8 protein-coding genes are annotated in these 12477 nt (G+C 37.2%); 7 read left to right on the top strand and 1 reads right to left on the bottom strand.

What is annotated here, in order from left to right; all coding sequences use genetic code 11:
- The first annotated feature begins 1897 nt into the window (after positions 1 to 1897).
- Entirely contained in the window at positions 1898 to 4804 is a 2907-nt protein-coding gene (gene rapA, locus H1X92_RS10735; RefSeq protein ID WP_180560142.1) for an RNA polymerase-associated protein RapA, read from the top strand.
- A 51-nt stretch (positions 4805 to 4855) separates the two neighbouring features.
- The gene (rluA, locus tag H1X92_RS10730) at positions 4856 to 5503 is read left to right on the top strand and encodes a bifunctional tRNA pseudouridine(32) synthase/23S rRNA pseudouridine(746) synthase RluA (protein ID WP_180560141.1); all 648 of its coding nucleotides are present in this window, start codon (positions 4856 to 4858) and stop codon (positions 5501 to 5503) included.
- A gap of 40 nt (positions 5504 to 5543) precedes the next feature.
- On the opposite strand, the gene djlA is transcribed toward rluA, so the two are convergent.
- Positions 5544 to 6362, bottom strand: coding sequence for a co-chaperone DjlA (gene djlA, locus H1X92_RS10725; protein ID WP_180560140.1), 819 nt, complete (start codon positions 6360 to 6362; stop codon positions 5544 to 5546).
- Positions 6363 to 6545: 183 nt separating this feature from the next.
- Between djlA and lptD the strand changes: the two genes are divergently transcribed.
- From lptD to apaG, 5 genes are all read left to right on the top strand, one after another.
- Positions 6546 to 8888: an LPS assembly protein LptD gene (lptD, locus tag H1X92_RS10720; RefSeq protein ID WP_180560163.1), complete on the top strand. Its 2343-nt coding sequence runs from the start codon at positions 6546 to 6548 to the stop codon at positions 8886 to 8888.
- Between the two features lie 83 nt (positions 8889 to 8971).
- A complete protein-coding gene (surA, locus tag H1X92_RS10715; protein WP_180560139.1) occupies positions 8972 to 10273 on the top strand; it encodes a peptidylprolyl isomerase SurA in 1302 nt (433 codons plus the stop codon).
- Positions 10274 to 10278: 5 nt separating this feature from the next.
- Complete coding sequence (gene pdxA, locus H1X92_RS10710; protein ID WP_180560138.1) at positions 10279 to 11274, top strand: 4-hydroxythreonine-4-phosphate dehydrogenase PdxA; 996 nt, start codon at positions 10279 to 10281, stop codon at positions 11272 to 11274.
- Entirely contained in the window at positions 11267 to 12076 is an 810-nt protein-coding gene (gene rsmA / locus H1X92_RS10705; protein ID WP_180560137.1) for a 16S rRNA (adenine(1518)-N(6)/adenine(1519)-N(6))-dimethyltransferase RsmA, read from the top strand. Before pdxA ends, rsmA begins: the two co-directional genes overlap by 8 nt.
- A 23-nt stretch (positions 12077 to 12099) precedes the next feature.
- Positions 12100 to 12477: a Co2+/Mg2+ efflux protein ApaG gene (apaG, locus tag H1X92_RS10700; protein ID WP_180560136.1), complete on the top strand. Its 378-nt coding sequence runs from the start codon at positions 12100 to 12102 to the stop codon at positions 12475 to 12477.

Here is a 12477-nt window from a genome sequence, read left to right as displayed (position 1 = left end):
ATAATGCGGTGCCTTATATTAACAAAAGGCAATATCATTTTTCGCTATAATAAAGAGAGATGTTGCCACAATTTTGTTAGGGACATACCTGCTTATTTTTTATTTAAATAAAATCTGTTTTAAATATTAAAAAATATCAAGTACCAAAAAATTTTATTTTTTCCATAAATTAAAGAAACACAAATATATCATAAATTTCACCAATATTTAATAATTATCTTTTTTAATAATATAGAAGCAATAATTCTGTAAATAAAACTGACATTAACTTATCGCATCATTTTTCTTATATTGATATTCATTATCCCATCTCGCTTTCAACAAAATAAATTTGAAAAAAGCTATTAAGCACACTATTTACTTAATGAAATATTAAATCAATTGTTATATGGATTTGATAAAAACAACTGGTATGTTAAATAGGATATTTAAAATAGTGTGAAATTTTATTAAATATAACGGCCAAACTACACTGGACATTTTACTATATATCACTCCTTTAGCAAAAGATAAGATTGGTGCTCACTAATTACAATAATCAAGTAGTTAAATAATAATTTTAAGTGACTAAGAAAATAAAAATTATTAATATGCAAAATTAATTAATTAGAAATAATCAAGCTATTTTTAGCTTACTAACCCACTCAAATATTATAAAATATTGATGTTAACTACTTCGTTGAAGTAATTTTATATATATTTTAAAAAATAATAATAAAAAATTTAAATTATTATAATAACTTCACTAATTGTATGATATTTTCATTATAATGTTATATCTCTGTTTTATTTTTTCATGAATAAATTTTATTTTTTATTCTTTAAATGAAAATTTATTTTTTCTATAAAAATAAAAAAACAATAGCGAAATTTAATAATGAAAATGCTAAATTTTGAATTTGATTTTATATATCTCTTAAAGCAATGTAGTTCTTGTTTTATATGAAATATAAATACGCATTTTATTAGTCAAATTTTAATATACCAAACAATAAATGAGGTTATATATGTCAAATAATCAAGAACAATTAGCCATTCGTTTTTTAAACAAAACTGGTGATGGTTTTCCTTACCGGGCGTTTATCCGTGTGCATGGAATTGACTAAGCAGCATATATCGATTCAGACAAAGATTTTGTTACAGTAGGTAAAATTCTTGATGATGGTATGCAACATGTTGCTCATCTCGTCATTTATGATAAATATAATTTAGTTAAATTTAACACTGCGACTTACTTTGAATACAATGCTACTACAAATCAAATTGAAGTCAATTCAGATACCCTGCCTCTTGAATTAGAATTCGAGAGAGTCGATGGCTTTCGCTTTAATTTACTTTTAAAGAATGACGATTAATTATATTTTTCCACAAATTATTGAAAAAAACTAATTAACTACCCAATCTTAATCTAATATTGAGGTATTATTTATACTAAAGTTTATTAGATTAAGTTGGGTTTTAAGGATCAAGCAGATAATTTTAATAACTATGATAAAAAATTTTACTACAGCCAAGATTTTCACATAATATAACTTTTTTATTTCTATACTTTATTTTTTATCAATATTTAATTAACGATAATATCTATATAATTTGCTTTATATATGAGTTAATTATAAATTAATGGGCAAAACGGTAGGATATAGATTTATAAAAAATGGTAATTTGTTCTTTTTTTCATCTGCTTAATACGTTAACATTCTCTGTTACAACACAAATAAATGATAATATCTTATCAAAAAGCATTTTTATAGGTGACTATTGGCACCGCATTTATTAACATACAGTCCTTTCAAAAAGAGAGTAAGATATTATTTTATGATTAATATAATTTACTCTCTTCAAAACAAACAACCCATAATTTTCTCAAACATACGGATAAACTGAGTTAAAATTTATGCCATTTATTCTTGGTCAACGCTGGATAAGCGATACAGAAAGTGAACTTGGATTAGGTACCGTGGTGGCTATTGATAACCGCATGGTTACATTACTTTTCCCCGCAAGCGGAGAAAATCGCCTTTATTCGATAAATGATGCACCAATTACACGCGTTATGTTTAATGAAGGCGATCTGATCACCAGCCATGAAGGCTGGCAGCTTAGAGTTGACTATGTACAACAAGAGGAGGGAGTACTTGTCTATACAGGAACTCGTATCGATTCCGATGAAAAAAATGTCAGTCTGCGCGAAGTGTTTCTTGATAGCAAATTAACATTTAATAAACCACAAGATCGTTTGTTTGCCGGTCAACTTGATCGAATGGATCGTTTTGCATTACGCTATCGCGCGTTGAGTTTCCAATACCAACAATTTGGTCACCAAACCGGTGGACTAAGAGGTATTCGCGCCAATTTGATCCCCCACCAACTTTATATTGCTCATGAAGTGGGTAAACGTCATCATCCACGCGTTTTGTTAGCGGACGAAGTTGGATTAGGCAAAACCATTGAAGCAGGAATGATCATTCATCAACAACTACTTGCTGGGCGTATTGAACGGGTCTTGATTATTGTACCTGAAAGTTTGCAACACCAATGGCTAGTCGAAATGCTGCGCCGTTTTAATTTGCATTTTTCACTGTTTGATGACAGCCGTTATAGTGAATCATTACACGATAGCGAGAATCCTTTTGAAACAGAGCAGTTGGTTATCTGTTCTCTTGATTTCGTTCGCCGCAATAAAAAACGTTTTGATCATCTGCTGGAAGCTAATTGGGATATAATGGTTGTTGATGAAGCCCATCACCTGGTCTGGAGTGAACAGTCGCCTAGCCGTGAATACCAAGCTATCGACACGCTCGCTCAACAAATTTCTTCAGTGCTGTTATTAACTGCAACTCCTGAACAATTGGGGCAAGAGAGCCATTTTGCTCGTCTGCGTTTACTGGATCCTAATCGCTTTCATAGCTATCAACACTTCATTGAAGAACAACAAAATTATAGTCCTGTTGCCGAAGCCGTTAGCTTGTTGCTCTTAAGTGAAAAATTAAATAATAGGCAGCAAAATTTACTGACAGAATTAATTAAAGAGCAAGATATTGAGCCTCTGCTTAAAGCCAGTAATAGTGATAATGAAGAAAGTGAAAAGGCACGCCAGGAATTGATTAGCATGTTGATGGATCGTCATGGAACGAGCCGTTTACTATTTCGCAATACCCGTAATGGTGTTAAAGGCTTCCCTCGGCGTGAACTACATGCTATTAAGTTACCGTTACCCCCACAGTACCAAACAGCAATTAAAGTTGCTGGCATAATGAATGCTAAGAAATCCGTTGATATCACTGCTCGGGAGATGCTCTACCCTGAGCAAATTTATCAGACATTCGAAGGTGAAAATGCAACTTGGTGGAATTTTGATCCTCGCGTTGAATGGCTTAAGCAGTTCTTAACAACCCATCGGCAAGAAAAAGTTTTAGTTATCTGTTCTCAAGCGACGACTGCCATACAATTGGAACAGGTATTAAGAGAAAAAGAAGCGATTAGAGCGGCCGTTTTTCATGAAAATCTAACATTACTGGAACGGGATCGGGCGGCAGCCTATTTTGCCTCCCAAGAACAAGGCGCTCAGGTATTACTATGCTCAGAAATTGGTTCTGAAGGACGTAATTTCCAATTCGCCAACCAGTTGGTTATGTTTGACTTACCTTTTAATCCCGATTTGCTTGAACAAAGAATTGGTCGTTTGGATCGGATCGGTCAAAACAGGGATATCCAAATTAGTGTAACTTACCTTGAAAATACGGCCCAAGCTATTTTGCTACGTTGGTATCATGAGGGGCTTGATGCCTTTGAATATACTTGTCCAACTGGACGCGCTATTTATGATAAATATTATCCGCAACTGATTGATTATTTGGCTAAACCGACCCTGCTTGATAATTTTGAGGATTTTATTAAGTCCTGCCGAGCCAAACATAATCAACTGAAAACCCAATTAGAGCAAGGACGTGATCGCTTATTAGAAATGAATTCTAATGGCGGCGAGGCTGGTCAAATATTAGCCAATCAAATTGCAGAACAAGATAATAGTATCGATTTAATTAATTTTTCATTAAATTTGTTCGATATCATTGGTATTAACCAAGAGGATCGTAGCGATAATCTGATCGTTCTTACACCTGCTGAACATATGTTGATACCTGATTTTCCTGGCTTGCCTCAAGATGGTTGTACTATTACCTTTGATCGTACTCAGGCACTCTCTAGAGAAGATACCCAATTTATTAGCTGGGAACATCCCATTATTCGTAATGGGATGGATTTGATTCTTTCAGGCGAAATTGGCAGTTGTGCAGTGTCACTATTAAAAAATAAAACCTTACCGGTTGGAACACTGCTTACTGAATTGATTTATGTTGTTGAAGCACAAGCACCCAAAAATCTACAAGTCACTCGCTTTTTACCACCTACACCAATTCGTATCCTAATGGATTTAAAAGGCAATGATCTTGCTAAGCAGGTTGAATTTGAAAGTTTTAACCGTCAGCTAAAAGCGGTCAATCGCCATACAGGTAGTAAGTTAGTAAATGCCGTACAAAAAGAGGTACATAATATACTCCAACTTTCTAAAACCATGATAGAAAAAGAAGCAAGTAGGTTGATTACTGAAGCAAAAGCGCAAGCGGATAAAACATTATCATTAGAGTATTCGCGATTAGAGGCATTAAAATCTGTCAATCCGAATATTCGCCCTGATGAATTAAGCGCTATTGAACATGAACGCCAACAGCAATTGCTCAATATTGAGCAAGCTAATTGGCGATTAGATGCTATACGCCTGGTGATTGTTACCCATCAGTAATTATTAATTGCCAGAAACAATAAAGTTTCTGGCCACGTTGGAGCAAATGAGATGTTTTACCATCCGCCTACCGATCCATGGCTGCATATTCTTTATCAAGATCAGCATATTATTGTGGTTAACAAACCTAGTGGCCTGTTATCAGTACCGGGTAAAGCGGCCGAACATAAAGATAGTATAATGACACGAGTTCAGGCGGATTTCCCAACCGCAGAATCTGTTCATCGCCTGGATATGGCAACCAGCGGAATTATGGTCGTGGCATTGAATAAAACCGTAGAAAAAGAGTTAAAACGTCAATTCCGCGAAAGAGAACCGCAAAAAATTTATCAGGCAAGAGTTTGGGGTCATATTAGCAATAAAAAAGGACTCATCGATCTGCCGCTGATCTGCGATTGGCCAAATCGACCTAAACAAAAAGTGTGCTTTACAACCGGTAAACCAGCACAAACTAAATACGAAGTGTTAGCTTACGAAGAACAAACAACGCTGGTCAAACTTATTCCGATTACAGGTCGTTCCCACCAATTACGTGTTCATCTGCTTTCACTCGGCCATCCCATTATTGGTGATCGATTTTATGCCCATAACGCGGCGCTAATACTCTCCTCACGCCTGCAATTACATGCAGAAGAGCTTTACATTACTCACCCAATTTATGGATCGCCTATCCATTTTACTTGTAAAGCAGATTTTTAGCAGTTGGAAAACTTATTCAACAAACGTTTAACACTATAAATTATTTGAAATGACGTTCTTTCTTGATCAAATCATAAGCAGCTTGAATTGATTGTGCTTTTTGTTTAGCAATTTCCATCATTTCTGGTGGTAACCCTTTAGCCACCAATTTATCTGGATGATGTTCAGCCATTAATTTGCGATAGGCACGTTTAATTTTGGTTTGTTCATCATTAGGTTGCACACCTAATACCTTACAAGCATCTGCTAATGTTGGTCCTTGGGCAGTATGTCGATAGCGATTGGAACCATAAGAATAGTTACTACTATGTTCAAACCGTCGGCCACCTTCCATCATATGCAAGAACTGTTCAAACTGATTATGTGAAATGCCTAACTCTTCTGCAATAATAAACAACACTTTTCGCTCATTAGGATGTAAAGCGCCATCAGCAAAAGCAGCTTGTATTTGAATTTCCAGAAACATCTGAATAAGATCAAATCGACCAAAACAAGCTCGACGTAATTTTTTCAGCGTTTCCCTTAGAGGAAATTTTTGCTCTTTACCTTCTCTAAAAGCATTTTGTGCTGAAATTCTGGCATCACCATGCAACTGCATTCTGTCCATTAGGTTTGTTGCCAGTTTAATATCAACTTCAGTGACTCGACCTTTTGCTTTAGTCAGATGGCCTAAAATTTGAAATGTGCTGACGAAAAAAAGTGCCTGACGGTTCTGTTTAGCGCCTGTTTTCTCTAAATTTTGCTGTTCTGATGCTTTATCATATGCATGACCGATAATGAAACCGATGATAACACCCCAAATATGAGTGCCAGACATGATCCCCAACATTAGACCAATAATTTTTCCCCAATACCGCATAAACTTCTCAATTCCCCAATGCCCTGAGTATAATTTTGCATTATCATACTACTCATTCTACTCTGTGCCTAATAACCTGAAATATATAGCTGATGGTTTTATACAGACAAGAACCGTTAAGTACGTTAATTGTTGAACTTTTGCCTACACGATAATATCGATGAAGGAACTACATACAGAATGATGAAAAAAAGTCACCCGACACTACTTGCTACCATGATTTGGATAGCTGTTCATAGCCAACATGCCCATGCTGATCTAACAGAACAATGCATGCTAGGGGTACCGGTATATACTAAACCCATCGTGAAAGGTAATCCCAATGATCTACCCGTCCATATCACCGCAAAAGATGGGGCTGGTGAATATCCTCATTTCATCGCGTATAAAGGTAATGTAGATATTCAACAAGGTAACCAGACCCTCACTGCCGATGAAGTTAAATTGACCCAAACAGAAACGACGAGCCAAAACCCAGTGCGTACGGTGGTCGCAACGGGAAATGTACATTATGATGATCCACAAATTATCCTAAAAGGGCCTAAAGCATGGTCAAATCTGAATAATAAAGATACCGATGTTGAAAAAGGTGATTATTTAATGGTAGGCCGTCAGGGACGCGGCTACGCAAATAAAATGAAATTGCGGGGTGAAAATCGCTATACCATTTTAGAAAAAGGCATGTTTACTGCTTGCCTCCCCGGTAATGATAGCTGGAGTGTTGTTGGCTCAGAAGTTATTTTAGATCGCGAAGAAGAAGTTGCCGAAATATGGAATGCGCGCTTTCGTATTGCTAATGTACCGGTTTTTTATAGCCCTTATTTACAATTACCTATTGGCAATAAGCGTCGTTCCGGTTTTTTATTACCTAATGGTAGTTATTCTAAAGGTTCAGGATTAGATTTCGCGCTTCCCTTTTACTGGAATATTGCACCTAATTACGATGCCACCATTACACCACAATTTATGACTTTTCGTGGCGTAAAACTGAATAACGAATTTCGTTATCTAACTATTGCTGGAGCCGGTACCCTTGCCGTTGATTGGCTAAAGCACGATCGCAGCTATATTAAAGATAAAAATAGTGGCAAGTATCCCGCTCGTGATAGTGATGATCGCTGGTTGTTATATTGGGGCCATTCTGGCGTACTCGATCAGGTATGGCGCTTTAATTTTGATTATACAAAAGTCAGTGATTCAAAATATTTCACCGATTTTACTTCTAAATATGGTAATAGTACTGACGGTTATGCCACCCAAAAATTCAGTGTCGGTTATGCACAACCAAACTGGAATGCAACCTTAACACATAAACAATTTCAGGTTTTTGTTGATTCACCTAATAGTAAAGCCTATAAAACTGAACCTCAATTAGATCTTAACTATTATAAAAATGATTTGGGGCCATTTGATCTAAAAACTTATGCTCAAGCAGCGCGTATTACTAGTGTTGGAACCAATAATCCGGATGCCACACGGTTACACATCGAACCAGAACTTAATCTGCCATTATCTAATGATTGGGCAAGTATTAACAATACGGTAAAGGTGATGGCGACCTATTATGATCAGGATATCCCTGCCAACCTGGCTAATAGCAATCTGAAAAAACAGGTTACTCGTATCTTACCCGCGTTAACTTCTGATGCAAAACTGGTTTTTGAACGCGACCTATTGATCAATAGCAATTATGTACAAACGTTAGAACCTCGGGTTCAATATCTTTACGTGCCTTATCGTGATCAAAGTGATATTAATAATTATGATTCTTCCTTACTACAGGCTGACTATAACGGTTTATTCCGTAACCGCATCTATAGTGGACTCGATCGTATCGCTTCTGCTAACCAATTGACAACCGGTATTACTACACGTATTTATGATGAAGAATTAACTGAACGGTTTAATTTTTCTGTCGGCCAAATATACTATTTTGAACGTCCAAGAACCGAAGATTCCGATTTGCCTATTGAAGATAAAAGTAATACTGGCTCACTATTATGGGCGGGCGATGCTTATTTACGACTAACTGATAACTGGGGATTACGTGGCGGACTCCAGTATGATAGACGTCTGGGTGATATTACTATGGGTAATGTGATAACAGAATATCGTCTGGATTCAGATCGCTTATTGCAGCTGAATTATCGTTTCGTCGATCGCGATTATATTCAAGCAACTCTTAAAGAAGCCGCACCAGCCTTTCAAAAAGGAATTTCCCAAATTGGCGCGGTAGTAAGTTGGCCTTTAGGCGATCAGTGGGGCTTCGTTGGCTCATACTATTATGATTTGAAAGAAAACCAACCCGCGAGTCGATTGATCGGTTTACAATATAGTACTTGCTGCTGGTCAATTAATATGGGTTATGAGCGTAAAATTGTGGGATGGCAACAACAAAACTTCAGTAGTGACTATGATAATCGATGGTCAATCAATGTGGAACTAAAAGGCCTAAATAATAATCATAATTTGGGAAGTCAGGATATGCTTGCTAGTGGTATTTTACCTTATCAACGAGCCTTCTAATAAAATTGATATTTTTATCTATCAAATAGAAGAAACCTGAAATAGGATCAAACCGTAATATAATCGAACAAAATGAGAATTTTATGAATTATTGGAGAAAACTGATTATTGGCTTGTTGTTCTCAGTCAGTACCACCACACTAGCAGCGCTACAGCAATTGGATAAAGTGACTGCTATCGTTAACGATGGCGTTGTGCTACAAAGTGACGTAGATAGTATGCTAGATATCGTAAGAATAAACGCCAGAAATGCAGGACAACAAATTCCCGATGAAAATGCATTACGTCACCAAATATTAGAACGTTTGATCATAGATAAAATTATTATGCAAATAGCTGAAAAAATGCAGATCCAAATTCCTGATCAAGCCATAGACGTTACTATCGCCAATATTGCAGCACAAAATGGATTAACTTTTGGCCAATTGCAACAACGATTGTCGATGGATGGCATCAATTTACAAAATTACCGTAGCGATGTTCGTAGAGAAATGATGATCGCAGAAGTACGTAATAATGAAGTTCGTCGGAGGATCACTATTCTGCCGCAAGAAGTCGATTCATTAGCTGCGCAACTTAATTCGCAAGCCGGCCAGGATGCTAATGTAAACTTAAGTCATATTTTGATCCCATTACCAGAAAATCCAACCAATGCACAAAGTCAATCAGCAATGGATACGGTAAATAAAATTATTGCTCAATTAAAGCAAGGCGCTGATTTTGGTAAACTTGCCATTACTTACTCTGCCGACCCTAATGCCTTAAAAGGTGGGCAAATGGGCTGGAGTAAAGCGGAAGAATTGCCAACCGTTTTTGCTCAACAAGTTCAGCATGCGAAAAAAGGTGATATCATTGGGCCTATACGTTCTAGTGTCGGATTTCATATCTTAAAACTTAATGATATACAACGTGGCAATATGCCCATTTCAGTCACCGAAGTAAAAGCTCGCCATATTCTTATTAAGCTCTCACCTATTATGAATAACGAACAAGCGCACGCAAAAATACAACAAATTGCGCAGCAAATTAAAACGGGTCAAATAACTTTTGCCGAAGCAGCTAAAAAATACTCACAAGATCCTGGTTCTGCGTTACGAGGTGGTGAACTTGGTTGGAATATGCCCAATGTTTATGATCCAGCATTTCGTGATGGTTTAATGCGGTTAAGTAAAGGGGAAATAAGTCAGCCAATCCACTCTTCTTTTGGTTGGCATCTTATTCAGTTAGAAGATACGCGCCAAGTTGATAAAACCGATGTAGCACAGAAAGATCATGCCTACCGTCTGTTATTCAATCGTAAATTTAATGAAGAAGCACAAATTTGGATGCAAGAGCTACGCGCATCTGCCTATGTAAAAATTCTTAATGATAGTGATGCACAATAATTTTTATGGGAAAAATAACTAACGCTATCGTTCTCACCCCGGGTGAACCGGCCGGGGTAGGTCCTGATCTTTTGATCCAACTGGCTCTACAAAATTGGCCGGTTAGATTAGTTGCTTGTGCTGATCCAGACCTGCTACTAACTCGGGCTAATCAACTTTGTTTAGAATTAGAATTAACTATCTATTCGCCTGATTCTCTGAATAACGGCCAAGCTGCCAAAACACTGACGGTTTTACCGATAAAATTACCCACAGAAGTCAAAACAGGCCAACTAAATAAACAAAATAGCCCGTATGTAATAGAAACCCTTAGTCGCGCATGTGATGGCTGTATGACCGGTGAATTTTCAGCATTAGTTACCGGCCCTGTCCATAAAGGAATTATCAATGATGCAGGCATTTCTTTTACCGGTCATACTGAATTTTTTGCTGATAGAAGTAAAGCCCAAAAAGTGGTCATGATGTTAGCGACAGAAACATTGCGTGTCGCGCTGGCAACGACCCATATACCGCTCAAACAGGTTGCAGATGCCATTACTTTTGAGAGCCTACAACAAGTTATTTATATTTTAAATAATGAGTTAAAATCTAAATTTGGCATTAAAACACCCGCTATCTATATCTGTGGATTAAATCCTCATGCCGGCGAAGGCGGACATATGGGACATGAGGAAATCGACACTATTATCCCAGTTATCCAGAAATTGCGTCATGAAGGATTGCAACTTTATGGCCCTTTCCCAGCGGATAGCCTATTCCAGCCAAAATATCTGAACCAAGCTGATGCAATCTTAGCCATGTATCACGATCAAGGTCTACCTGTGCTAAAATATCAAGGTTTTGGTCACGCGGTAAACATTACTTTAGGCTTACCCTTTATCCGTACATCGGTTGACCATGGTACCGCCATCGAGCTGGCAGGAAGTGGGCAAGCAAATGCAAACAGTTTTATAACTGCCTTAAAATTAGCTATTAGCATGATACAAAATAACAATGAATAAACGAATCCATCAAGGGCACTTTGCCCGTAAGCGCTTTGGGCAAAATTTTTTAACTGACCCATTTATTATTGACAGTATGGTGACTGCATTTAACCCAAAACCTAATCAAGCTATTGTTGAAATCGGTCCTGGTTTAGGCGCCCTGACGTTACCCATCAGTGACCAGATAGAGAATATGACAGTAATTGAGTTAGATCGTGATCTTGCTGCCCGTTTAGCCGCCCACCCTGCACTTAGGGCGAAACTAACAATTATACAAAACGATGCCATGACGATCGATTTTGGCGCAATAGCGAAAGAAAAAGGTCAACCCCTTAGAGTGTTCGGTAACCTGCCTTATAATATTTCAACCCCATTAATGTTCCATCTTTTCACTTATACTACCGCTATCGCTGACATGAACTTTATGCTACAAAAAGAGGTTGTTAATCGCTTAGTCGCAGGACCAAATACTAAAGCATATGGTCGTCTTAGCGTTATGGCGCAATATTATTGTCAGATAATCCCTATTCTAGCCGTACCTCCCTCGGCTTTTACCCCAGCACCAAAAGTGGATTCAGCTGTAGTACGTTTAATTCCTCATCAACGAAACCCTTACGCTATTTGTGATGTCAAATTATTAAGTCGTATTACTACCCAGGCATTTAATCAACGCCGTAAGACGATTCGTAATAGTTTAAGTGATTTATTTAGCGTGCAGGATTTTGAACAATTAGGTATTGATCCTAACTGTCGCGCGGAAAATATTTCAGTAGAAAATTATTGTAAGTTAGCCTGCCAATTGGCTAAAACCACGATCTGATAGTGATAAACTTTGGGGGCACTATGCTAAATGAACCAAACATCTGCATACAAGTTCAAAGTGTCTATATTGAAAATCAATCTTTACCAGAAGAAGCCCGGTTTGTTTTTGCCTATACGATTTCTATTCGTAATCTTGGCCGTACACCAGTACAGTTAATCAGCCGCTATTGGCTAATTACTAATAGTGATGGTAAACGCACCGAAGTACAAGGCCAGGGTGTTGTAGGAGAACAACCCATCATTCAACCCGGCGCCGAATATCGTTATACCAGTGGCGCTATTATAGAAACGCCAATGGGAACTATGGAAGGCCATTATGTAATGTTAGATAATGATGGTAAAAATTTTTATGTTGATATCCCAGTCTTTCGTCTTGCTATCCCAACACTTATAAACTAA

The organism is Arsenophonus endosymbiont of Apis mellifera (assembly GCF_903968575.1).
GTDB classification, from domain to species: Bacteria; Pseudomonadota; Gammaproteobacteria; order Enterobacterales; family Enterobacteriaceae; genus Arsenophonus; species Arsenophonus apicola.
Note: the sequence above shows the minus strand (reverse complement) of the source record. Positions and strands in the feature narration are given on the sequence as shown.

Excerpts from the sequence above, each read along its gene's own strand:
- rapA (WP_180560142.1), top strand. The coding sequence starts at position 1,898 with ATGCCATTTATTCTTGGTCAACGCTGGATAAGCGATACAGAAAGTGAA.
- rluA (WP_180560141.1), top strand. The coding sequence starts at position 4,856 with ATGTTTTACCATCCGCCTACCGATCCATGGCTGCATATTCTTTATCAA.
- djlA (WP_180560140.1), bottom strand. The coding sequence starts at position 6,362 with ATGCGGTATTGGGGAAAAATTATTGGTCTAATGTTGGGGATCATGTCT.
- lptD (WP_180560163.1), top strand. The coding sequence starts at position 6,546 with ATGAAAAAAAGTCACCCGACACTACTTGCTACCATGATTTGGATAGCT.
- surA (WP_180560139.1), top strand. The coding sequence starts at position 8,972 with ATGAATTATTGGAGAAAACTGATTATTGGCTTGTTGTTCTCAGTCAGT.
- pdxA (WP_180560138.1), top strand. The coding sequence starts at position 10,279 with ATGGGAAAAATAACTAACGCTATCGTTCTCACCCCGGGTGAACCGGCC.
- rsmA (WP_180560137.1), top strand. The coding sequence starts at position 11,267 with ATGAATAAACGAATCCATCAAGGGCACTTTGCCCGTAAGCGCTTTGGG.
- apaG (WP_180560136.1), top strand. The coding sequence starts at position 12,100 with ATGCTAAATGAACCAAACATCTGCATACAAGTTCAAAGTGTCTATATT.